Origin of the sequence: Planotetraspora sp. A-T 1434, assembly GCF_025420585.1 — a bacterium.
Lineage (GTDB): Bacteria > Actinomycetota > Actinomycetes > Streptosporangiales > Streptosporangiaceae > JAOEGB01.
Genome location: NZ_JAOEGB010000001.1, coordinates 371,517 through 394,427 on the forward strand (window position 1 = coordinate 371,517; position 22,911 = coordinate 394,427).

Annotated in this window: 17 protein-coding genes and 1 pseudogene; 7 read left to right on the forward strand and 11 right to left on the reverse strand. The window is 69.9% G+C overall.

The features are described from left to right. Positions 1-81: 81 nt before the first annotated feature. Positions 82-1,608, reverse strand: a complete 1,527-nt coding sequence (locus tag N5079_RS01625; RefSeq protein ID WP_261581460.1) for a S1 family peptidase — start codon at positions 1,606-1,608, stop codon at positions 82-84. Positions 1,609-1,693: 85 nt separating this feature from the next. Next, the gene (locus N5079_RS01630; protein ID WP_261581461.1) at positions 1,694-2,659 is read right to left on the reverse strand and encodes a LysR family transcriptional regulator; all 966 of its coding nucleotides are present in this window, start codon (positions 2,657-2,659) and stop codon (positions 1,694-1,696) included. Positions 2,660-3,067: 408 nt separating this feature from the next. On the opposite strand from N5079_RS01630, the gene N5079_RS01635 reads away from it, so the two are divergent. Together N5079_RS01635 and N5079_RS01640 are read left to right on the forward strand one after the other, a co-directional pair. Further along, entirely contained in the window at positions 3,068-4,180 is a 1,113-nt protein-coding gene (locus N5079_RS01635) for an NAD(P)H-dependent flavin oxidoreductase (RefSeq protein ID WP_261581462.1), read from the forward strand. Positions 4,181-4,550: 370 nt separating this feature from the next. Beyond that, positions 4,551-5,852 carry a damage-control phosphatase ARMT1 family protein gene (locus tag N5079_RS01640; RefSeq protein ID WP_261581464.1) on the forward strand — a complete coding sequence of 434 codons (1,302 nt, stop codon included), beginning with the start codon at positions 4,551-4,553 and terminating at the stop codon, positions 5,850-5,852. A gap of 107 nt (positions 5,853-5,959) precedes the next feature. Here N5079_RS01640 and N5079_RS35430 read toward each other — a convergent pair. After that, positions 5,960-6,223: pseudogene (locus tag N5079_RS35430) on the reverse strand (DUF4143 domain-containing protein); the annotation flags it as partial. A gap of 6 nt (positions 6,224-6,229) precedes the next feature. Further along, positions 6,230-7,045: a crotonase/enoyl-CoA hydratase family protein gene (locus N5079_RS01645; RefSeq protein WP_261581465.1), complete on the reverse strand. Its 816-nt coding sequence runs from the start codon at positions 7,043-7,045 to the stop codon at positions 6,230-6,232. A 221-nt stretch (positions 7,046-7,266) separates the two neighbouring features. Here N5079_RS01645 and N5079_RS01650 point away from each other — a divergent pair, with 221 nt between their 5' ends. The 5 genes from N5079_RS01650 (at position 7,267) to N5079_RS01670 (ending at position 13,825) form a co-directional block, all read left to right on the forward strand. Further along, positions 7,267-8,871 (forward strand): acyl-CoA synthetase, encoded by a 1,605-nt coding sequence (locus N5079_RS01650; protein WP_261581466.1) that lies wholly within the window; start codon positions 7,267-7,269, stop codon positions 8,869-8,871. Beyond that, entirely contained in the window at positions 8,861-9,856 is a 996-nt protein-coding gene (locus N5079_RS01655) for a Zn-ribbon domain-containing OB-fold protein (protein ID WP_261581467.1), read from the forward strand. The genes N5079_RS01650 and N5079_RS01655 overlap by 11 nt, the downstream gene beginning before the upstream one ends. Positions 9,857-9,867: 11 nt before the next feature. After that, positions 9,868-10,896 carry a thiolase domain-containing protein gene (locus tag N5079_RS01660; protein ID WP_315967772.1) on the forward strand — a complete coding sequence of 343 codons (1,029 nt, stop codon included), beginning with the start codon at positions 9,868-9,870 and terminating at the stop codon, positions 10,894-10,896. 141 nt (positions 10,897-11,037) lie between these two features. Further along, positions 11,038-12,186 carry a thiolase domain-containing protein gene (locus tag N5079_RS01665; RefSeq protein WP_261581470.1) on the forward strand — a complete coding sequence of 383 codons (1,149 nt, stop codon included), beginning with the start codon at positions 11,038-11,040 and terminating at the stop codon, positions 12,184-12,186. Between the two features lie 49 nt (positions 12,187-12,235). After that, positions 12,236-13,825: an acyl-CoA synthetase gene (locus N5079_RS01670; protein ID WP_261581471.1), complete on the forward strand. Its 1,590-nt coding sequence runs from the start codon at positions 12,236-12,238 to the stop codon at positions 13,823-13,825. 184 nt (positions 13,826-14,009) lie between these two features. On the opposite strand, the gene N5079_RS01675 is transcribed toward N5079_RS01670, so the two are convergent. The 7 genes from N5079_RS01675 to N5079_RS01705 all read right to left on the reverse strand — a co-directional run bounded on the left by N5079_RS01675 (position 14,010) and on the right by N5079_RS01705 (position 22,409). Further along, positions 14,010-14,738: an HAD family hydrolase gene (locus N5079_RS01675; RefSeq protein ID WP_261581472.1), complete on the reverse strand. Its 729-nt coding sequence runs from the start codon at positions 14,736-14,738 to the stop codon at positions 14,010-14,012. 135 nt (positions 14,739-14,873) lie between these two features. Then, positions 14,874-15,506, reverse strand: coding sequence for a LysE family translocator (locus N5079_RS01680; protein ID WP_261581473.1), 633 nt, complete (start codon positions 15,504-15,506; stop codon positions 14,874-14,876). Positions 15,507-15,596: 90 nt separating this feature from the next. After that, on the reverse strand, positions 15,597-16,358 hold the full coding sequence (locus N5079_RS01685; RefSeq protein ID WP_261581474.1) for a hypothetical protein: 762 nt from the start codon (positions 16,356-16,358) through the stop codon (positions 15,597-15,599). 55 nt (positions 16,359-16,413) lie between these two features. After that, on the reverse strand, positions 16,414-18,237 hold the full coding sequence (locus N5079_RS01690; RefSeq protein ID WP_261581475.1) for a substrate-binding and VWA domain-containing protein: 1,824 nt from the start codon (positions 18,235-18,237) through the stop codon (positions 16,414-16,416). 169 nt (positions 18,238-18,406) lie between these two features. Next, complete coding sequence (locus N5079_RS01695) at positions 18,407-19,030, reverse strand: TetR/AcrR family transcriptional regulator (protein ID WP_261581853.1); 624 nt, start codon at positions 19,028-19,030, stop codon at positions 18,407-18,409. A gap of 65 nt (positions 19,031-19,095) precedes the next feature. Beyond that, positions 19,096-21,435, reverse strand: coding sequence for a YhgE/Pip family protein (locus N5079_RS01700; protein WP_261581476.1), 2,340 nt, complete (start codon positions 21,433-21,435; stop codon positions 19,096-19,098). After that, positions 21,432-22,409: an ATP-binding cassette domain-containing protein gene (locus tag N5079_RS01705; protein WP_261581477.1), complete on the reverse strand. Its 978-nt coding sequence runs from the start codon at positions 22,407-22,409 to the stop codon at positions 21,432-21,434. The genes N5079_RS01700 and N5079_RS01705 overlap by 4 nt, the downstream gene beginning before the upstream one ends. Positions 22,410-22,911: the final 502 nt, after the last annotated feature.

A 22,911-nucleotide genomic window follows, 5' to 3' on the forward strand; every position in this document is an offset into this window, starting at 1 on the left:
GGACACGGAGGCGCCGCCGTCTTGGCGGACGGCGGCGCAGGTTTTACCGACTCTGTGTTGCCGGCGTCTCGCTTCCGACCACTACGGCTTGCTGAGGCCCATGGTGTAGGAGCCGGAGCCGCTGTAGGCGTGGACGCGGTACCGGTAGTAGCCGGCCGTACCGGAGTAGGTGACGGTCTCATCCGGGCCCGAGGAGGTGCCGCTGGCGACGTTGACCCAGGTCGAGCCGTTCCACTTCTGCAGGTAGAGGTCGAAGTCGACGCTGTCGGGGCCGTCGAGGCAGCCGCTGTGGGTGCCGGAGACGGTCGACTGGTAGTAGGAGCCGTTCGGCTGGTAGGCGCTCGCGCCGCTGGTGAGGCTGCCGCTGAAGGTCTGCTGGTAACCGGAGCAGCCGGTGGGCGGCGGGTTGCCGCCGGAGGTCACCAGGGTGAGGCCGTAGACCGACAGGATCTCGTTGACCGGCTGGAAGTAGGTCGTGCCGCCTGACGTGCAGTTGCCGGATCCGCCGGAGGTGACGCCCTGGGCCTGGCTGCCGGAGATGAAGGAGCCGCCGGAGTCGCCGGGTTCGGCGCAGACGTTGGTCCTGGTCACCTCGTAGACGGTGCCTTCGGCGTAGGTGACGCTGGTGTTGCGCTGCTGGACGGTCCCGCAGTGCCAGCCGGTGGTGGAGCCGGACCGGCAGATCGAGGCGCCCTCGACGGCCACCGTCGAACCGCTGACGGTGACGTTGCCGCCGCTGCCGTTGTTGACCCACGGTTGCGGGGTCCAACTGCTGTTGAGCGCGACCCACGAATAGTCGTTCGTCGGGAACGACGACGCCTGGAACGTCCCCTGGGCGACCCTGTTGAAGCCGGCGGTGCTGTCGCCCGCGTTGCCGCAGTGGCCGGCGCTGACGAAACCGCCCTGGCCGCCACGGGTCACGGAGAAGCCGATCGAGCAGCGAGCGGAGCTGTTGATGTAGTAGGCGTCGCCGCCGCGCGCGTCATAGAGGACTCTCGGCTGCTCGGCGGACTGCTCCACCCGAACCGCCGACTTGTCCACCCCGCTCGCGGCGATGAACGCCTCGGCCTCGGCGGGTTGGGAGGTGAGCACGACGACGCTGTTGGTCCGCACGTCGATGTACCAGATCGGCGTGGATTTCGGCGCCGCGCTCGCGGCGGCCCTGTCGAGCGCCTCCTTCGCGGCGGTGAGCGACGCGAGTGTCCGGCCGACGACCTGGGGCCGGGCGCCCGAGGCGCTGATGGCGGACGCCTCAGAAGCGTCGGTGGTGGCGATCACGAGGGTCGAGGAGGTGTCTCCGGTGACCCACGAGCCGGCGAACGCGTCGCGCAGTCGCTTGCGGAGCTTCGACTCGACGGCGGCCGCGCGCGACTCGTTCAGCAGGCGGGCCTGAGCCTGGTCCGCGCTGAGGCCCAGGTCTCGCTGCATGGCGTCGAGCATGCCGGGCGGCGGCTTGATCGCGGTGACAGACGAACCGGTGACGGACGAACCGGTGGTGGCCGCGTCGGTGGTTCCGGTGTCGGCTTCCGCCGTGGTGGGGGCGGCCATCAGGGTGATGACACCGATCGCCAGAGCGCATGCGGTGGTGACCGTGCGTCTGCGGAGCATGGGGCTCTCCTTGTGTCGGGGGGTGCCGACACCGTAACCACGCTCACCCCGAGCGGGGATCTATCAGATGACCCCTACCGCCGGGTTATGGAAGCGTGCCGAAGCGCGGGTTGGCGACGAGCCAGTCGGAGTAGCGGCGGCTTCGCCGTACGGCGTCGGCGTGGGCCGCGCGCGCGTAGTTGACCACTGAGGGCGCGGCGCGGGCGGCGATCGAGTCGGTGTGCCAGCCCAGCAGGTGCCGCCAGCGCAGCGGAGCCCCGGCGAGCGGCATCATCACCAGCCCGGCGGTCAGCTGGAAGGTGGCCTGGCAGAGCGCGACGGCCTTGCGCACCCCGACCAGGTGCAGGCAGGTGGTCACGTCGGTCTCGTAGATGGGCATGGGCACGAAGCCCGCACGCGCGCAGGCCCCGGCGAAGCAGTCGGCGAAACAGCCGTCCCCGGGGGCGACCGCCCAGCACTCGCCCGCGAGGCGGGACAGCTCCAGCTCGCTCTCGCCCGCGAGGGGATGGTCCTCCGCGAGCAGGACGAAGACGGGGTCGGAGCCCACGGTGCTCCAGCTCATCGCGTCGGCCTTGGGCGGTGGGCTGTCGCCGCAGGTGCCGATCAGGGCGAAGTCGAGGCGGCCGGAGGTCACCATCGAGGTCAGCTCGCGGGCCGACCAGGACGTGCGGGTCGTCACGGGGGTGACCGGATGGGCGGCGGTCAGGCGCTCGACGAGGCCGCCGAGGATCGGCCCGTGCGTGGCCCCGAGGCGGTAGCCGGGGATGTCCTCGGGATCCGAGTTGTTGGCGAACCGCACGGCGTCCTCCTGGAGCTCCCGTACGGCGGGCAGCAGCACACGGGCCCGCGACAGCACCATCTCGCCGAGGGGAGTGGGCCGGGCGCCGTTGCGGTCGCGCTCGAACAGGGGGCCTCCGAGCGCGCGCTCGATGCGTTTGAGCTGCGCGGTCAGGGAGGGCTGGGCCAGCCCGAGCCGGGTTGCCGCCTTGGTGACGCTCCCGGCCTCGGCGACCGCGCGCACGATCTTGAGGTGACGGAGCTCCAAATCCATACCGGGAAGGTACGGCCGCTGTGTTATGGCTGCAATCCCGGCGTGTCACGAAATTTGACTCTCTTTCGTGGAGCTAGGTCATATCCCTGTCGCATAGTTATGAAGAACGACCACTTCATGGCTAAAACCCGTTATAACGTCCCCGTCCCCCCTCACTCCTGCCGTGATCATGCACAGATTCCCGCGAGTGGGCGATTGCCTGCGGATATAGCGATCGTGATCATGCATTCCCGGGAGAATGTATGATCGCGAACAGTGAACGCGCAGGTCAACCTGCCCGCTGGGAATCTATGCATGATCACGGCGTGTTTGGGGTGGCCTGGGGACGTTGCCGGCTGGTACGGCCGACGAAACGTTCTAGTTAGAACTCGTTGCAGTTTGCGTGAGCCCGACCGTACTGTCGAGGGCATGCGGACACGTGTCACCGACATGTTCGGGATCGAGTTTCCGATTTTCGCGTTCAGTCACTGCCGGGACGTCGTCGCCGCGGTCAGCCGCGCCGGCGGCATGGGAGTGCTGGGCGCCCTCTACTTCACCCAAGAAGAGCTGGAGACGGAGCTCCGGTGGATCGACGACCACGTGGACGGCCGGCCGTACGGCGTGGACGTGGTCATGCCCGCCTCCTACGCCGGAGCCGACCTGGGCGTCGACAGCCCGGCAGAGCTGGTGGCGAAGCTGCAGGGGATGATCCCCGACGGGCACCGCGCGTTCGTCGAGGGCCTGCTGGCCAGGCACGACGTGCCGCCGCTGACCGGCGCCGACCCGGGGAAGGTGCTGCTCGGGTGGACGGACGCGACCGCGAGGCCGCAGGTCGAGGTGGCGCTGAAGCATCCAATCGCGCTGCTGGCCAACGCCCTTGGCCCGCCTCCCGCCGATGTCGTCGAGCTCGCGCACGAGAAGGGCGTGAAGGTCGCCGCCCTCGCCTCCACCCCCCGGCACGCCGTGAAACAGGTCGAGGTGGGGGTGGACGTCGTCGTCGCCCAGGGCACCGAGGCCGGAGGACATACCGGTGAGATCTCCACGATGGTGCTGATCCCGCAGGTGGTCGACGCCGTGGACGTGCCGGTCCTGGCGGCGGGCGGGATCGGCTCCGGCCGGCAGATGGCCGCCGGGATGGCGCTCGGGGCCGAGGGCGTGTGGACCGGCTCCATCTGGCTCACCGTCGAGGAAGCCGACACCCCGGAGCTCGCCAAGCGGCGGATCCTGGAGGCCACGTCGGCCGACACGGTTCGCTCGCGAAGCTGGACGGGCAAGCCCGCCCGCCTGCTCAAGAACGCCTGGACCGACGCCTGGGAGTCCGCCGAGTCGCCGGGCACGCTGCCGATGCCGCTCCAGTTCATGCTCGTGTCGGAGGCGCTGCGCCGGATCGGCAAGTCCGACGCGGCGGAGCTCGCCACCTTCCCGGCCGGTCAGATCATCGGCACGACCAACCGCGTCAAGCCCGCCAGGCAGGTCGTATTCGAGATGGTCGAGGAATACGTCAACGCCATGGACCGCCTCAACCGGATCACCGAGGTCTAGCCGACCGCGCCCATGCACAGATGCCTGGCCCGACGTCACCGATGTGAAGACCGTGGCGGCGTTCGATTTCTCCACCGGCGACGCGCCACGTCATGGGCAACAGCTCCCAGGCCCCCACGGACGTTCAGGTTTGTACGGTATAAACCCCCCGGTGACCTCCTCCAGGGACGGTCGCTCATGTGCGGCGGCGTTGCGCTGAAGGCCGTTTTTCGTGGTGATGACGGCCGTGGTGATGACGGCCGTGGTGATGACGGCCGGGGTGATGACGGCCGCGTGATGGCGCTCGGGCGGCCGCACCCCGCGCCCGTGTGGTCTGCCGTCCTGCGATTTACTGTCGGAGACGCCTTCACGAATCGGGAGGATGCCCCCGGTGAGCCAGCTACCCGGCAACACGGTGCCCGACGACACGGTGCCCGATGACACGGTGCCCGATGACACGGGGGCGTGCGACGTGGTGGGCGGCGACGCGGTCCAGGGTGATGGGACGGCGGACGGCGCGCCTGCGGAAGGTGCGCCGGTGGACGCTTCGCCCATTCTCGGCAACGTTCCGGGCTCGTACGCCCTGGGAGTGTTCAGGGAGCGGCATCCGGCCCTGATTCAGCGGGTCAGGGAGGCCCTGCCGTACACGCCGGATCGGCACGGGGCGCTCGACCGGCTGCTTGGTGAGGTCGTCCGCGACGTGATGGAGCCGCTCGACCCGTCGGCGCACGACCACGCGGCGTGGGCCGAGTGGGGGCGCGACAAGATCGGCCGGCGGTGGGTGGACGTGCCTTTCCTGTGGGCCGAGAGCTACTTCTACCGGAAGCTCCTCGCTGCCACCGGCTACTTCGAGGACGGTCCCTGGCGGGGGGTCGATCCGTTCGGGCCCTTCAAACAGGCCGAGTCGGAGAGCGCCGCCGCAGACGCCGAGCTGGCCGCCCTCGACGAAGTGGCCGCCCTGCCTCCCGGTGAGCGGGCGGCGGGGCTCCTGCTCGGCTCTCTTTGGGGCAACCGCGCCGATTTGTCGTTCGCCATCACGCTGACCGGCGAGCACGAGCGCGTCGCCCGGCTGGTGGTGGACGACAGCGCGCTGCTGTGGTCACTGCTCCGCGACCGCGCCCCCGGAAAGGTCGTCCTGGTCGCGGACAACGCCGGGCGAGAGCTGCTCGCCGACCTCGCCTTCGCCGATCACCTCCTCGCCGAAGGGCTCGCCGGCGAGGTCGTGCTGCACGTCAAGGTCTATCCGTACTTCGTGTCCGACGCCACGCCGGCCGACGTGGTGGCGTGCCTGCGGCGGCTGGCCGCGGCGCCGGGGGAGGCCGGGAAGGCAGGCGGGCGGCTCTGGCAGGCGATGGCGTCGGGGCGTCTCTCCCTGCGCGCCCACCCGTTCTCCTGCGCCCCGCTGCCCTACCGGGACATGCCGGACGACCTGCGGGCGGACTTCGCCTCGGCGTCCGTCACTCTCATGAAGGGCGACCTGAACTACCGCAGGCTCATCGGTGACGCCGTCTGGGCGGAGGGGACGTCCTTCGCAGAGGTCACCCGCTATTTCCCCGGGGCGGTCGTCGCGCTGCGGACGCTGAAGTCCGATGCGCTCGCCGGTGTCCCGGAGCCCACGCGAATTGCGCTCGACGCCTCGGGCAATCCGTGGCGCACGACCGGCACCCACGCCCTGATCCAGGCCAGACCCTGACGCTCCCATCGCCACCCCATGGCGCTGATCGTGTCACCCGGCCTGCCAGAGATAGGACAACGGAATGGCGGTGAGGCGGTCCCCAAAGGGCAGAGGGACGTCTGTTTGCTCAGCTCGTTGACCACGAAAGTCTCGGTCAGCGGACGTCGCCTGCGATCCTCCGGCCGTAGGAGGCCGTCGGGGTCGGCGCCGAGGAAGTGACAGGCGAGTCCGGTATCCGACAGGAAGATTCTGGGACGCCGCTTGGCGCGGGTCGCATGGCTTGTCGACCATGCCGGCAGTTCGTGAATCAGCACGGTCATCCGCAGGAAGCCGATGTAGTCATCGACGGTGCCGCGCGCCAGCCCGGAATCGGCGTGGCGTGAGGCCACAGGCGGCTATTCGCCCCGGTAGGTCGGCGGGCGCTTCTCGCGGAAGGCGCGGGCGCCCTCCTTGGCGTCCTCGGAGCCGATGACCGGCCAGCCGATGTTGTCGGAGACCTTCAGGGCCTCCGCCTCGCCGAGCCCGAGCGTCTCCCGGTATGTCCGGAGAATGGCCTGTACGGCAAGCGGCCCGCACGCGGCCACCTGGTCGGCCAGTTCGCGGGCCACGGCGAGGGCCCGGCCGTCGGGCACGATCTTGTTGACGAGGCCCATGGTGAGGGCCTCCTGGGCGGTGATCGCTCTGCCGGTCAGCAGGAGGTCCATGGCGAAGGCGTAGGGGATCTGGCGCGGGAGCCGTACGGCGGCGCCGCCCATGGGGAAGAGCGCCCGCCTGGCCTCGAAGAGCCCGAGGGTCGCGCTCTCGGCCACCACGCGCAGGTCGGTGCCGACGAGCAGTTCGGTGCCGCCCGCCACCGCGTAGCCCTCGACGGCCGAGATGATCGGCTTGGCAGGCAGGGAGTCGGGGTCGCGCAGCAGGCCCTTCCAGTGGACGTCCCCGATCTCGGCGGCCCGCTGCCGGACCCGCTCGTCCTCCGAGGGCGTGCCCATCGCCTTAAGGTCCGCGCCGGCGCAGAACGTGCCGGCCGCCCCGGTGAGGATGCCCACCCGGACTCCCGGCTCGTCCGAGATGTACTGCCACGCCTCGGCCAGGCCGACCAGCATGTCCGTGGACAGCGCGTTCTTCGCCTCCGGGCGGTCCATCGTCACGATCACGACGTGGCCGTCCCGCTCGATGCGGCAGTGCGGCGTGCTGATCGGCAGGAGCTCCATGAAACCTCCAAAGTGACGAGAGGCCAGACTATCCACAGGCGAGGTCGTTTGATCAAGCGCTTGCTCGGCTGGTGTCGGCCGGGTTAGTCTGCCGCTTGCGAACTAGAACAGATTCTTGTTCGTAACCTCCCGTAGCGCCAGGGCTTGTCGGAGCAACGAGAACGTGCTTCACTGCGGCGATCCGGGGGTACGTCAGGGCGCAACCGGACAAGGGAGTTCCGATGGGCTCACTCGGCTTCTGGAGGATCGCCCAGGCCGATCCCGAGTGGATCGCCGCGGTGGATCCCGACGGCACAGAACACACCGCCGGAGATCTGCTCGCCCGCGCCAACCGGCTCGTTCACGGGCTGCGAGACCTCGGTCTCGAGCCGGGCGACGGCATCTGCGGCCTCGTCCCGAACGGCGTCGACGGCCTCACACTGTACCTCGCCGCCATGCAGGCGGGGTGGTACTACACGCCGATCAACTGGCACCTGACCGGACCCGAGATCGGCTACATCGTGGCCGACAGCGAGGCGAAGGCGTTCTTCGTCCACGAGCGCTACGGCGAGGAAGGCGTCCGGGGAGCCGAGGAGTCCGGCATCCCCCGCGACCGGTGCTTCTCGTTCGGCGCGGTCACCTGGGCGGACGGCACGCCCTGGGGCCCGGTCACCGACCTGACCGAGGGCCACCCGGACACCCTTCCGGCGGACCGTACGGCCGGCGCGACCATGCACTACACCTCCGGAACGACCGGGAAGCCGAAGGGCGTCAAACGGCCGCTCAGCGGCCTCGACCCGGACGACGGCGCCGAGCTCATGACGTTCCTGCTGGGACTGTTCGGCATGACGCCCGGGCGGCCCAACGCCCACCTCGTCACCTCACCGAACTATCACACGGCGGTCACCCAGTTCGGGGGTACGGCTCTGCACATGGGGCACACGCTGGTCTACATGGACAAGTGGGACGCCGAGGAGACGCTGCGCCTGTGCGAGCGCTACCGGGTGACCAACTCCCACATGGTCCCCACGCACTTCAAGCGCCTGCTCTCCCTGCCGGACGAGATCCAGCGCGGATACGACCTGTCATCGCTGAAGTGGATGATCCACGCCGCCGCGCCCTGTCCGGTCCCGGTCAAGCAGCAGATGCTGGAGTGGTGGGGCGACGTCGTGTACGAGTACTACGCGGCGACCGAGGGCGGCGGCACGATCGCCACACCGGAGGACTGGAAGAAGCACCCCGGCACGGTCGGCAAGGCCTGGCCGATCAGCGAGTTGCTGATCGTGGACGACGACCTCAACGAGGTCCCGAGGGGGACTCCCGGCACGATTTACATGAAGATGATGGGTGTCCGCTTCGAGTACAAGGGCGACCCCGCGAAGACCGAGGCCAACCGCCTGGCGGTGGGGGTGGGTGCCCGAAGGGGGGTCGGTGAAAACACTGACTACTTCACGGTCGGCGACATCGGCTACCTCGACGACGACGGCTTCCTGTTCCTCTGCGACCGCAAGGCCGACCTGATCATCTCGGGTGGGGCCAACATCTATCCCGCCGAGATCGAGAACGAGCTGCTCATCCATCCCAAGATCGCCGACGTGGCCGTCTTCGGCATCCCGGACGACGAGTGGGGCGAGCAGATCAAGGCCGTCGTCGAGCCCGCGCCCGGCGTGGCCCCCGGCCCCGAGCTGGCCGAGGAGATCCTCGCCTCGCTCAACGGCCGCCTGTCGAAGATGAAGTGGCCGAAGTCGATCGACTTCATCGAGGAGATGCCGCGCGAACCGAACGGCAAGCTCCTCAAGCGCAAGCTCCGCGACCCCTACTGGGAAGGCAGGGACCGTGCCATCTGAGGAACCGCCGTCTTCTGACGAACCCCCATCGGGGGGACTGTCGGCCACGCACGTCCTGGAGTTCCCCGGCGGATACACGCGCACGACCGGCCCGGTCATCGGGCGCTTCCTCACCGAGCTGCGCGACCGGCGCATCGTCGGAGTCCGTACGGCAGGCGGCGACGTCCTGGTCCCGCCGCTCGAATACGACCCGGCCACGGGCGAGAGCGTGACCGGCGAATACGTCGAAGTGGGCCCGGCGGGGACCGTACAGGCCTGGGCCTGGGTCGGCACGCCGCGCAAGGGCCATCCGCTCGACCGGCCGTTCGCCTGGGCCACCATCAAGCTCGACGGGGCCGACACCGCCCTGGTCCACGTGGTGGACGCCGGGAACCCGAAGGCCATGCGGCCCGGCCTCCGCGTCCGCCCGCGCTGGAAGGCCGACCCCGTCGGGCACATCACCGACATCGAGTGCTTCCTGCCGGAGGTCACCCGCATGGTCTCGCCGGTGCGCGCCGAATATCGAGTCACGCCCGGCCGCGCCCTCACCCGTTTCCTGGAGGGCGTCCGCGACGGCGTGCTCATCGGAGGCCGGTGCGCCGCCTGCGACAAGGTCTACGTCCCCTACCGGCTCTCGTGCCCCTCCTGCGGCTCGGTGATCGAGGAGGAGGTTCAGGTCGCCGACACGGGCACGATCACCACCTTCGCGATCAACAACCTGCCCGACCCCCGGGCTCCCCAGGTGCCGTTCGTCTCGGCGTACGTCCTGCTGGACAGGTCGGACACCCCGATGATCGCGCTGGTCGGCGACGTCCCCGCGCACGAGGTGCGGCAGGGCATGCGGGTCAGGGCCGTCTGGGTGCCGCCGGAGGAACGGACCATGGCCATGACCAACATCAAATGGTTCGCCCCGACCGGTGAGCCCGATGTCGACCTGTCCGAACACGTGAGCTCAGGGTTCGAAGGCTCGGACCTGGACGGTTCCCAGCCGGAAGGCGAGGCGTGATGCGGGAGGTCATGCGGGAGGTGGCGGTCGTCGCGTTCGCGCAGACGGTGCACACCGGCCACGACACCGGGCTGATCGAGCCCGAGCTGCTGCTCCCGGTGATCAACGAGGTCAGGGAGCAGTCGGGGCTCAGGAGGTTCGGCTTCACGTGCTCGGGTTCGTGTGACTACCTCGCCGGGGCGCCGTTCTCGTTCGTCTCCGCGCTCGATGTGCTGGGCGCCTGGCCGCCCATCAGCGAGAGCCACGTCGAGATGGACGCGGCGTTCGCGCTGTACGAGGCGTGGGTCCGGCTCCAGCACGGCGACGTCGACTCCGCCCTCGTCTACGGCTTCGGCAAGTCGTCTCAGGGCGACCTCCGCGAGCTCATGACCTTGCAGCTCGACCCGTACTATCTGGCGCCGCTCGGGCTGGACCAGGTGTCGTTCGCGGCCCTCCAGGCGACCGCGTGCGGCGCCGACCGGGCCGCGCTCGACGAGATCGTACGGCGGAGCCGTGCCGACGGCCGGAACAACCCCTACGCCCTCGACCTGCCGGACCCGTCCGGCGACGGTTTCGAGGTCGAACCGCTCAAGCCGTACGACGTGGCGCCGATCACGGACGGCGCGGCGGCGGTGGTGCTGGCGGCCGGGGATCTGGCCAGGGAGCTGGTGGAACGCCCCGCCTGGATCACCGGCATCGCCCACCGCATCGAGCCCCACTATCTGGGCATACGGGATCTCGCCCGGTCGGCCTCGGCCGCCGACGCCGCACGGGCGGCGGGGGTGGGCAAGGGCCCGGTGGAGGTGGCCGAGTTGCACGCCCAGTTCAGCCACGAGGAGCTGATCCTCCGTGAGGCGCTCGGGCTGGCGGAGGACACGGTGGTCAATCCCTCCGGTGGGCCGCTCGCGGCCAACCCGGTCATGGCGACGGGGCTGATCCGCGTGGGCGAGGCCGCCCGACGGGTTCTCGACGGGAGCGCCGGCCGTGCCGTCGCCCACGCGACCTCCGGCCCCTGCCTCCAGCACAACCTCGTCGCCGTGCTGGAGGGATCCACCCCATGACCCCTCGCCGTGATCATGCAAAGGTTCCCGGATGGCCGGCCTCACCTGCGCAAACGCCAGGCCGTGATCATGCACAGAGTCCCGGCCGCCCTGCCGTACCTGCGAAAACGTCTTTCGTGATCATGCAATCGAGGTGCCGCTGTGGGTAACCGCTGTGCCGTCATCGGCGTCGGTCAGACGCACTACCAGACCAAGCGCCGTGACGTCTCCATCGCCGGCCTGGTCCGGGAGGCCGCCCTCCGGGCGCTCGAGGACGCGGGCCTGACGTTCAGGGACATCGACGCGGTCGTCATCGGAAAGGCCCCCGACCTGTTCGAGGGCGTGATGATGCCCGAGGCGTACCTCGCGGACGCCCTGGGCGCGGCCGGGAAGCCGATGATGCGCGTCCACACCGCCGGCTCGGTCGGCGGCTCGACGGCGCTGGTCGGAGCGTCGCTCATCCAGGGCGGCGTGCACGACCGGGTGCTCGTGGTGGCCTTCGAGAAGCAGTCGGAGTCGAACGCGACCTGGGCCCTCTCGACGCATCTGCCGTTCAACGCCTCGCTGGTCGTCGGCGCGGGCGGCTACTTCGCGCCGCACATCCGCGAGTACATGCGCCGTTCCGGCGCGCCCGACCACATCGGCACGCTGGTCGCGGTCAAGGACCGGCAGAACGCGCTGAAGAACCCCTACGCCCACCTGAAGATCCCGGGGATCAACCGGCAGATGGTCGAGTCGACGCCGATGCTGTGGGAGCCGATCCGCTACCTGGAGACCTGCCCGTCGTCGGACGGCGCCTGCGCGATGGTGCTCGCCGCCGAGGACAAGGTGACCGGGACTCCCGCCTGGGTGCACGGCGCCGCCATGCGTTCCGAGCCGATCTTCCGCGCGGGCCGCGACACTGTGAACCCGCAGGGCGGCAAGGACTGCGCCGCGGACGTCTACCGCCAGGCCGGGATCGGCGACCCGCGCCGGGACATCGACGTCGCCGAGGTGTACGTGCCCTTCTCCTGGTACGAGCCGATGTGGCTGGAGAACCTGGGCTTCGCCCCCGAGGGCGAAGGCTGGAAGCTCACCGAGGCGGGATGCACCGCGCTCGACGGCGACATCCCCTGGAACGCCTCCGGCGGAGTGCTGTCCTCCAACCCGATCGGGGCCTCCGGGCTGATCCGTTTCGCGGAGGCCGCGTTGCAGGTCAGAGGCATGGCGGGGGAGCACCAGGTCGACGGCGCCCGGAGGGCTCTCGGGCACGCCTACGGGGGAGGAGCCCAGTTCTTCGCCATGTGGATCGTCGGAACCGACAAACCCTGAACCGACAAGCCCTAACCGACAAGCCCTGACAAGAAGGGTCGTCCCCGGTATGGAGTTCAACCACGCTGATCTGTACGAAGGGCTCGCGGACGCGATCGGGGACCGCGTGGCCGTCATCTGCGGCGATGACCGCCTGACCTACGCCGAGCTGGACGCGCTGGCCAACCGGCTGGCGCACCACCTCGCCGCCCAGGGCGTACGACCGGGCCAGCACGTCGGTATCCAGCTCTACAACGGCGTCGAATATGTCACCGCGCTCCTCGCGGCTCTGAAGATCCGGGCGGTTCCGGTCAACGTCAACTACCGCTACGTCGAGGCGGAGTTGCTTTACCTCTACCGGGACTCCGACATCGTCGCCCTGCTGTTCGACGTCGAGTTCGACTCGCGGGTCGCGGCCGCCGCCCCGCAGGCCCCCGCCCTGCGCCACCTCATCGCCGTCGGCGGTGACACCGCGGTCCCGGGCGCCGTGCCGTACGGCGAGGCACTGGCGGCGCAGCCCTCGACCAGGGGATTCCCCAGGCGTTCCGGCGACGACGTGTACATCATCTACACGGGCGGGACCACCGGCATGCCCAAGGGCGTCATGTGGCGGGTCGAGGACCTCTTCATGGCGTTCGGCGGCGGCAACCCGTACGGCGACCCCCTGCCGACGCCGGAGGCCGTCATCGAGCAGGCCGGGAACGCCAATCCGATGATCATGATGGCGGCGGCTCCGCTGATGCACGGCGCGGCGCAGATGGCCACGTTCATCGCGTGGTGGATGGGGGCGGCCATCGCCTACGTCCGCAAGTTCGACGCCGCCGCGGTCCTCCACGCGATCGAGCGCGAGAAGGTCGTCAGCGTCAACATCACCGGCGACGCCATGGCCCGCCCGCTGGCCGAGGAGCTCGCCACCCGGTCGTACGACCTGTCGTCGCTGTTCGCCCTCAGCTCGACCGGGGCGATCCTCACCGGCTCGGTGCGGGACCGGCTGCAGGAGTTGCTGCCGAACACGATGATCCTGGACAACTTCGGCTCCACCGAGTCCGGGTACACCGCCTCGGGCGTCTCCGGTTCGTCCCCCGAGTCGGGACTCAAATATCAGCCCAACGCCAACTCGGCCATCGCCGTCCTGGACGAGACGCTCAAGCCGGTGAAGCCGGGCTCGGGCGACATGGGCACGGTCGCCAAGACCGGCCGGATCGCCTTCGGCTACTACAACGACCCGGACAAGACCGGGCGCACCTTCGTCACGGACGTGGACGGCACCCGCTGGCTGCTCACCGGCGATCTCGCCATGGTGGAGGAGGACGGCACGATCCGCGTCTTCGGCCGTGGCTCGCAGTGCATCAACACCGGAGGGGAGAAGGTCTTCCCCGAGGAGGTCGAGGCGGTGCTCAAGGGCCATCCGTCGGTGTTCGACGCGGTGGTCACCGGCATTCCCGACGACCGCTGGGGCTTCCGCGTCGCGGCCGTGGTGCAGCCGTACGAGGGGACCTCGCCGACGCCGGCCGAGCTCGACGCCCACTGCCGGGAGAGGCTGTCGGGGTACAAGGTGCCGCGTACCTATGCGTTCGTGGAGGAACTGGTCCGCTCCCCGGCCGGTAAGGCGGATTACCGCTGGGCCAGGGAGACCGCCGAAGCCGCCTCTTTGGCGTGATCATGCACAAGTTCCTGGTGGCGCACGCTGCCAGGAACAACGTGAATCGTGATCATGCACGAATTCCGCGCGAGGTCCACTGACCTGGCCCGCAGTCATCCGTGATCATGCATTGCCTGGCTGTTTGCTTGATCACGTACGGCGAAACCAGAGGTCAATCGCAGATCGAGGAACCCGTGCATGATCACGCGCGATTCGCGCGCAGCAGGTCGAGAGGGAGTTCGTCGAGTGACCGGATGACGATGACGCCGTCCAGCGGTGTGGTTCCCGTGACGGCGCGGTCGAGCCAGTAGGCGCGGAGGCCGGCCGCCCGGGCACCCAGGGCGTCGATGTCGTACTTGTCGCCGACGTACGCGACCTCGTGCGGCACCAGCCCGAGGAGGTCGCAGCCGGCGAGGAAGATGGCGGGGTCCGGCTTCGCCACTCCGTGCTCGACGGAGCAGACGATGGCCTCGCCGAAGTGGTCGAGCAGGCCCACCATGCGAAGTTTCCGCTGCTGGTGGGTGAGGGACGAGTTGGAGACGACGCCGAGCCGGAAGGCCGGGGCGAGCTTCCTGAGAACGGGGTCGGCGTCGGGAAAGGCGGCCCATGCGGCCTCCCGGAACTCCACATACCTCTCGAACCAGACGGTGGCCTCCTCGTCGGACAGACCCGCGACCGGAAGACGCCCGATGTGGGCCAGGAACCGCCTGGTCCGGATGACCTGCTGTTCCTCGAACGTCAACTCCCCGGCGAGGCACCGGGCGTACTCCTCCTCCATGATCTGCCGCCAGACCACCACCGCGTCAGCGTGCGATGGAAACGACTCCAGCAGCCCCTCGGCTGTCAGATGGCCGATGAGGCCGACCTCTTCGGAAGTCGAGTAGTCGAAGATCGTGTCGTCGACGTCGAACAGCACTCCCCGGATGCTCACCTGTTCACTCTGCCAGTTCGGACGAGAGCCCACTGCGACGGGACACCCGTAGCCGTCCAGGGTTCAACGCAAGCCGCAGAGGGTTGCGGGGCGTCAGTCCACCGGAGGGATCACTCCGTGCTCGGCGGGCTACAGCTACTTGGCTCCCTCGCCCGCGAGGGCGGCGACGGCGCCGAGGCCGATATAGACCGCGCCGCTGCCGACGTCGAGCCGCCGCCTGGCCCGGGCTGAGGACCGCAGGCGACCGGCGATGGCCGAGGACAGCACGGCGTAGGTGCCGTCGCTCGCCATGCCGAGCACCACCCAGATGGCGCCGAGCAACACGATCTGCGGTGCCACCGGCCCGCGGGACGGGTCGGCGAACTGGGGGAGGAAGGCGAGGAAGAAGATCGCCGTCTTCGGGTTGAGCACGTTGACGACGAAGCCCTCTCCGAACAGCCGGGACCGCGACGCGTGCCTGACCTCGGCCGCTTCTCCGTCAGCTCGGTGCAGGAACTTTCGTATGCCGAGGTAGACGAGGTAGGCCGCGCCCAGATACTTCACGACGGCGAACGCCGTGGCCGACGCGGCCAGCAGGGCGCTGATCCCGAGCGCGGCGGCGGCGATGTGCACCAGCGACCCGGCGTGGACGCCGAGCACCGACACCAGCCCCGCCGTACGGCCCTGCGTGACGCTGCGGGTGACGATGTAGACCACGGCGGGTCCGGGCACCACGAGCAGCGCGAGCGTGGCGGCGGCGAAGAGGGCGAGTGTCGTCACAGGGGGCATGCCGCGATGGTACGAAACCCCGCCCAGCTTGAGCACATGCTTTTCCTACGGGCGGACACTCAGGCGCACCCGGGACGGCTGCGGGCGGGCTCAGGGGGTGTGACCGAGGTCGTGGCGGGTGGCCTCCTCGACCTCGTGAAGGCTCTGCCGGGTGAGCTCCAGCTCGGAGGTGAGCTCGTCGAGAGCTCCCGTGCCGCCGTCGGCCGCGGTCGACGTGGCCGTCATCGCCGACACCTCCACCACCCGGGCGACCAGGCCCTCCAGGCTGATCGCCCCGGACTCCAGGCGGGCGAGCACGCGGTCGCGGGTCGCCGACAGCCGGTCGTACACCTCCTGCTGCGCCTCCAGCGAGGCGATCGACCGGTCGAGCTCGCCCGCCACCTCCGGCCGGGCCGATTCCCGGGTGCGGGCCAGCCGTGCCCGCTCCTGCTGGAGGAACCGGGGGTCGAAGCGCGCGAGCGCCGAGCCCGTCACCGAGGCCTGCCCGGCCAGCCGCCGCAGAGTCGCCACCGTGTCGTCCACCTGCGGGCGCATGGCCGCGATCCGGTCGAGCAGGAGCTGCCCGCGCATCGAGGCGGTCAGATCACCGAAGCTCCCCGCCGCACGCTCGGCCCGCCGCAGCCACGCCTCCTCGGGGCTGCCCTTGGCGACAGGCAGCTCCGCCGGCTCGTCCGTACACCTTTCGCCCCCGGTGGACTGCCACGCGGAGGCGAACGACTTGGCCAGCCAGACCGTCACGCCGACGAAGGCCGCGCCCACCGGGTGCACGTTGACAGCCCAGGCGGCGCCTCCGGCGGTGGCGCCCATGAGCAGCCCCCAGGGGTCGCGCAGTTCCTCACTGAAGCGGGACACGGGGGCTCCTGGCGCAAAAGTAGACCATCAGAAGTAGACCATCAGAAGTAGACCATCAGAAGTTGGAGATCACGGCCGTGAACACCTGGTCGATGCTTCCCGGCTTGCGGGAATCGTAGGCCGCGGCGTTGGTGGTCTGCGAGATCTTCTTCAGGACGTCGAGGTCGGCGTCGGCGCCGTAGGCGATGGTGAAGATCCTGACGGTGTCCTGCCCGGCCTCCTTGCGCAGCTCGGGGAGCAGGTTGTCGAGCGAGATCGAGTTGTTGTCCTCGTTCTTGCCGTCGGTCAGGAACACCACGGCGTTGATGGCGTCGCCGCTCTGGTGCGCGAGGACATGCTGGTAGGACGCCAGGGCCGTGTCGTAGAGGCCGGTTCCCCCGCTGGGGATGAGGCCGTTGATCCGGTCCTTCAACGCCTTCTGGTTCTTCCGTTCCATCGGGACCAGCTCGCGGTAGTCCTTGCCGCCGTCCTGCTTGAGGGAGAACATCCACAGGCCGACCCGGTCGTTCGGGCCGAACTGCGGCAGCGCGTTGATCGCGGCCTGCTTGGCCAGGTCGAGCTTGCTCTTGCCGGTGCCGGGGACGTCGGCGCCCATCGAGCCCGAGACGTCCATGACCATGAGCACGTTGGCCGGCTTGCGCAGCTCCGACCAGCTCGTGAGGATCTTGTCGAGCACCTGCGGCGTGGGCACGCTCAGCGTGGTGGCGGGCTCCTTCGGGTTGAGACCGGGGGCGGAGCTGATCGGCTCGCGCACGGTGCCGTCGTACGACCGGAACCCGTACTTCGCGAACTCCTTCTGCTGGTCCGGCGACTGGAGATACTTGAGGAAGTCCGCCGCGGCGGCCCTCTTGGGGGCGTCGGCCCAGGACAGGACGGCGTACGGATGGTCCGAGAAGAGCGTGCCCTCCTTCGGATAGATCGCCACGAGCGGGACCTTCGGCTTCGCGTGCTCGCCGAGAGTCGTGGGATCGCCCGTCGGGTTGCCCTGGTTGTAGTCCCACGCCGACTTCTCCTCCACCGTGACGGCCGAGATGTACGACATCGCGGTGCCGGCGTCGTCGGCCTGCTGGAGGTTGGACAGGAAGGTCAGCGTGGTGTCGCCGTAGTGGACGATGGACCGCTCGACGTCGCGCGCGAATTGCCGCGTCTTCGGCACGGTCAGGTCCTTCTCGGACAGGTCGCCGGACAGGCCGGTGGCTGCGAAGTAGGCCCCGATGGTCGCGTTCAGCCCGGAGGTGGACAGGTTGGGGTTCGTCTTTCCGAGGCGGAACTTCCCCCACTCCGGGTGGCCGTACCGTCCCCAGCCCTTCGGGTCGTTGGCCAGGTCGAGGACGTCCGACCAGCCGACCTTCTTCTTCGGCCAGCCGATCGCCTCGGCCATGGGCTTCGGCATCGCGATGACCAGTGGCGACTTGGCGATGGTGGGGTTGTCACGGGGGACCAGGGTCGCCCGGTCGGCGCCCTGGGCCCGCTGCTGCAGCAGGGTCACCCAGCTCGTGCTGGCGGGCGTCCAGACGTCGGGACGGGGCCCGTCCTGCCGCGCGTCCCAGCCGCGGGCGAGGGCCTGCATGGTGCCGCCGGAGTTCTTGTTCTCGACGATCACGTCCACGCAGTGGCCGTCGACTTCGCGGCCGTTGTAGCCGTTGGCCATCTTCCGGAGGAGCTCCGCCTTCTCGCTCGACGCCGCGATCCTCAGCGTGATGCCGCCGTCGCCGCAGGCCCGCTTCTGCTCGGTCCCGCCCGCGTCACCGCCTCCGCCGTTCCCACCGCCCCCGCCGAAGAGCGTTTTCAGGCCGACGATCAGCGCGCCCGCGAGGATGATCGCGATGATGAACGGGGCAAAGCTACGGCGGCGCTTCTGCGGCTGCGGCTGGTACACACGTCCTCCACTTGCCACGGGGGGATGCCGGCACTTATCCCGACGAATGGCGAACCACGTTAGTTGCAGATGATCTCGTCGGGCTAACGGTGACCCGCCATCCCGGAGACGGCCAGTAGATCAGCGGGTGGATCAGCGTCGATCGGGGGTGCGCGAGGTCCGTTCGCGGTCAGCGTGGATCGGCGGTGCCGGAGATCCGTCCGTGGATCAGCTCGGTGAGCGTCGCGTGCACCTCGTCCAGGGGGCGGTCGGGGTGAAGCGCCCGCCGTTCGATCGCCACCGTGAGCACCATGCCGAAGATCGCGGTCGCGGCGGTGCCCGTGTCGAGCCCCTTCCGCAGCTCGCCCGCCGCCACCGCCTCGTCGAGCACCCGCTCATACACGCCGAGCGCGCCCTCACGCAGCCGGACGATCGCCTCCTGCCACGCCGTACGCCACATCTCCGCGAGAAGCACGCGGGCGAACGGCCCGGACTCGTCGAAGAACCGGAGCTGCGCCAGCACCACCGCGTCCAACGTCGCCACCCGCGAGGAGCGCCCTCCCGCCGGTACGGCTTGGGCCGCCTCGGCCAGCGCGTCCGTGAGCCGCTGGATCCCGTGATCGAGCAGGCCGGCGAAGAGGGCCTCCTTGCTGCCGAAGTTGTAGAACACGGTGCCCTTGGCCACCCCGGCGCGCTCGGCGATGGCGTCGACGGTCGTGGCGGTGAACCCCTGCTCCGCGATCAGATCCACCGCCGCCAGGTAGAGCCTCTGCCGGGTCTCGCCGCGCCGCCCGCCGGGCTCCGCCTTCGTCATACCGGTCACAACGCTCACCTCCGTCGTGGCGCTCCCCACAGTCTTGGCGCTCACAGTTTTGGCGCTCACAGTGCCAGCTCCGGCTTGAGTCGGCGCATCGACCAGGTGCGGCCCTTGTGCACGGCGAACACGGTGAGCGCGAGGCCGAGCGCGACGAACGCGGAGAGCACGCCGCAAGCCTGCCACACCACGGTCAGATCACCGCCGCTGATCAGCCGGCGCATCGCCGAGACGACCCAGCTCATCGGCAGCCAGGGCGAGATGGCCTGGAAGAAGCGGGGGGACGTCTCGATCGGGTAGGTGCCGGCGGACGACGTGAGCTGCAGCATCAGCAGGGCCAGCACCACGACCCGGCCGGGCGGGCCGAGGAGGGCGTTCACCGCCTGGACGATCGCCAGGAAGGCGGCCGCCGTCAGCACCAGGAACGCCGCCACGCCCAGCCAGTGCTCCGCCGAGAGCCCCAGGCCGAACCGCAGCACCGCGAGCAGCACCGCCACCTGCAGAGCGCCCATGGTGAGCGCGGGCAGCCATCCGGCGAGAGCCGTACGCCACGCGGGGGCCGACCCGGCGACCAGCCGCGGGTTCATCGGCCGGAGCAGCATGTAGGTGACCATCGCGCCCACCCACAGCGCCAGCGGCACGAAGAACGGCGCGAAGCCGGTGCCGTAGTTGGGCACCGCGTTGTCCACCTCGGTGTCGAGCCGGACCGGTTCGCTCATCATGTCCGTACGGCTGTCGCGCTCCGCCTTGCCGTAGTCGGGGATCTGGGCGGCGCCGTCGCCGAGCTTGTCAGCCAGCTCGCCCGAACCGTCGGCCAGCTTGACCAGGCCCGAGTCGAGCTTTCCGGCCCCCGTGTAGAGCTTGGCAATACCCGTGTTGAGCTGGCCCGCCCCCGAGGCCAGGCTGCCCAGGCCGGCGTTGAGCCTTCCGGCCCCGTTGTCGAGCCTGCGGAGCCCGTTGGAGAGCGTCCCGGCGCCGTCGCTCAGCCGCCTCAGCCCGCCGGACAGCGAGCTCGCCCCGTTGAGAGCCTTGCCCGTGCCGTCCCGCAGCTCGGCCGCCCCGTCGGACAGCCGCTTGAGGCCGTGGTCGAGCTGGTTGAACTTGTCGCGGGCCTGGTCGAGCTTGGCCCCGAGAGCCGGCGCGGCGGCGGCCAGCTCCCGCGCGTCGTCCGCGACCGCCCGGGCCTGCCTGGCCAGGTCGTCGATCCTGCCGGACTGCGACCCGATCCTGTTCTCCAGCCGGGCCGCCGCTTCCGCGAGGTTCCCCGCCGAGCCGGAGGCCCGCTCGACGAGTGCCCTCAGCTCGGGGTCCGCGTCCGGGTGCGAGTTCAGCCAGCGCTCCACGGCGCGCAGGTCCTGCCGGGTCTCGCCGGCGCTGCCCTGGACCTCGCGGGGCAGGTCGCCGAGCGCGCCGGCGAAGGCGTCGGCGCCCTCGGCCAGAGCCAGCGCCGCCGACCTTATCCGCTCGCCGTTCTGGGTAAGGACGGGCACGTACTTGCCGGCCGCCTGGTTGATCGTTGGGGAGAGGGCGTGCACCTGCTCGTAGGCCTGCCTGTTGCCTTCGGCGAGCTTGCCCGCGCCCCTGTCGAGAGCCGCCAGACCCCTGCGGAGGTCGGCGGCGCCACTGGCCGCCTTCGACAGGCCCGAGGTGAGGGCCGTCGAACCCCGGTAGGCGCTGTCGAGGCCGTTGGCCAGGGTCTCCGAGCCGTTGTACAGCGTGCCGGCCCCGGCCGACAGCTTGCTCGTGGCGCCCTTGGCGGTGCCCAGGCCGTCCTGCAGCGACGAGGCGCCCTCGCTGGCGCTTCGCGTGCCGTCGTGGATCCGGTCCGCCCCCTCGGCGGCCTTCACCGTCTGGTCGTGCAGATCGCCGAAGGACAGGAAGATCTGGTTCAGGTAGTCGTGGACGGCACTGCGGTCGGCTGCCTCCTTGACCTCCTTGAACACGGCGTCCGAGATCGTCCGCATGATGTAGCTCCGCCCGGTGTCCACCCGGACGCCGAGCTCCGCCGGGGTCGGGCTCGCCTCGCCGGACGGCGAGGCCAGGTTGGCGCTGAAGTCGCGCGGGATGGTGAGCGAGAGGTAGTACTTCCCGTCCTCGACCCCCTTGCCGGCCTCCGCCGCGTCCACGGTGTGCCAGTCGAAGACGTCCCGCTCCTTGAGTTTGGCGGCGAGATCCCGGCCCGCGTCGACGGTCTTGCCGTCCACGGTGGCGGGCTGGTCCTCGACGACGAGCGCGACGGGGACGTTGTCCAAGTGGCCCTGCGGGTCCCAGAGGGACCACAGGTAGAGGCCGGCGTAGAGGAGCGGAAGCATGATCACGCCGACGAGGGCGGCCCTGGTGAGCCGCGACCGCATGAAACGCCGAAGCTCCAGCCGTCCGAGATGCAGGGGCAAGGGCCTGCTCACCGCTCCTCCTCATTCATGTTCCGCATGTCCGCCGCACTCGCGGCGCCGGTCACGCTCGCCATGCCGGTCCTGCTCGCCGCACCGGCCGGGGTTGTCGGGTTCGCCGTCCCGGCCGTGGTTGTACGGCTCGCCGCACCGGCTGTGCGAGCTGTGGTCGTCGTGTCCGCTGTGTCCGCTGTGTTGGCCGGGCATGCGATGCTGCTCGTGCCGATGGCGCTCGTCGCACCGGTTGTCGTCGCCGTGGTCATCGCAGTGGTCATCGCAGTGGTCGTCGCCGTGGTCGTCGCCGTCAGGGAGATGGCCGTGGTGGCGAGGCCGCTCGCCTCGCGGGCGTCCGTGCAGGTCGCGATCACCGTGAGGCCGTCGTCCGCCAGGTCGCGCAGGGTCTGCCACAGCTCGTGGAGCCTGCCGTCGCCGAGGCCCGTGTCGGCGTCGTCCACCACGATCAGGCCCGGCTCGTCGAGGAGTGCGAGGGCGATCCCGAGCCGCACCTCCTGGTCCCGTGTGAGCTGCCTGGTCAGTGTCCGGTCGCTCTCGGGGAGCGCCGCCAGGTCGAGGCCCGCGTGGTGGAGCGCCGCGTGGACGATGTCCGCGTGCCGCCTCCGCCAGGGCAGGCCGCGCGGGCGCAGTCGCTCGTGGAGGTGCTCCCGCACGGAGAGAGCGTCGTCGAAGGGATTGACCTCGCTCACCAGGCCGAGGGCGGCGATTCGCTGGATCTTGCGGAGCTTGGTCCGGCCGCCTACCGTCAGCGTGCCCGCGCTGGGTTTCATGCGGCCGGCGAGCGTGAGCAACAGGCTCGTCCGCCCGGTGCCGGCCTCACCCTCGATCACGGTGAGCGTGCCGGCCGGAGCCGTGAACGACACGTCCCGGTACACCCAGCCGTGCTCTCCCTTGAGGGACAGCCCGTCGGCTTCGACCTCGATTCCGGTGAAGACCGGGGTCGCCGGGGTGTTCGTGGCGTTCTGGACGTTCATCGCCTCTGTTCCCGTCGTCGCTTTTGAACTGACCAGTCGGTACAAAACCACGCTACCGCTCTTCCCCGCAGTCAGGCGGCGCGACAGGTGTGATTTGGGCTACTTCGGGAGGCCGGCGGACCGAGCCGCACATGGATGGCCCCCGAGCGAGGGCGGGTCCTCGGGCGTGGCGGGGTCCTCGGGCGTGAGCGGGTCCTCGGGCGTGGGGCGGCCGCAGAGTGCGGGCCTCTTATACGGTCATTCTGGCCAGGGAAATCGCTTCCCCCCGCCCGATATCGCTCAGATGACCGTACAAGGACGCGGGAGGGCAGGGGCGCGATGTCCCCGGGGGCGGTTTCCGCCGATGCGCTCAAGGACCAGCCCGGTTGGCCGCGGGCGGAAGCCGGCGGTGGGGCGCGGGGAGTGAAGGCCAGACCAATCCGCGTCCGTCATGCGCACCGCTGGGGCCACCCGCATGCTCGGGCCCACCCGTTTGCGCACGGCCCCGAGGACCCGCCCACGC

What these genes read in the sequence shown, in the direction of transcription:
- N5079_RS01625 (WP_261581460.1), bottom strand. Translation starts at nt 1,608, where the DNA reads ATGCTCCGCAGACGCACGGTCACCACCGCATGCGCTCTGGCGATCGGT.
- N5079_RS01630 (WP_261581461.1), bottom strand. Translation starts at nt 2,659, where the DNA reads ATGGATTTGGAGCTCCGTCACCTCAAGATCGTGCGCGCGGTCGCCGAG.
- N5079_RS01635 (WP_261581462.1), top strand. Translation starts at nt 3,068, where the DNA reads ATGCGGACACGTGTCACCGACATGTTCGGGATCGAGTTTCCGATTTTC.
- N5079_RS01645 (WP_261581465.1), bottom strand. Translation starts at nt 7,045, where the DNA reads ATGGAGCTCCTGCCGATCAGCACGCCGCACTGCCGCATCGAGCGGGAC.
- N5079_RS01650 (WP_261581466.1), top strand. Translation starts at nt 7,267, where the DNA reads ATGGGCTCACTCGGCTTCTGGAGGATCGCCCAGGCCGATCCCGAGTGG.
- N5079_RS01660 (WP_315967772.1), top strand. Translation starts at nt 9,868, where the DNA reads ATGCGGGAGGTGGCGGTCGTCGCGTTCGCGCAGACGGTGCACACCGGC.
- N5079_RS01670 (WP_261581471.1), top strand. Translation starts at nt 12,236, where the DNA reads ATGGAGTTCAACCACGCTGATCTGTACGAAGGGCTCGCGGACGCGATC.
- N5079_RS01680 (WP_261581473.1), bottom strand. Translation starts at nt 15,506, where the DNA reads ATGCCCCCTGTGACGACACTCGCCCTCTTCGCCGCCGCCACGCTCGCG.
- N5079_RS01695 (WP_261581853.1), bottom strand. Translation starts at nt 19,030, where the DNA reads ATGACGAAGGCGGAGCCCGGCGGGCGGCGCGGCGAGACCCGGCAGAGG.
- N5079_RS01705 (WP_261581477.1), bottom strand. Translation starts at nt 22,409, where the DNA reads ATGAACGTCCAGAACGCCACGAACACCCCGGCGACCCCGGTCTTCACC.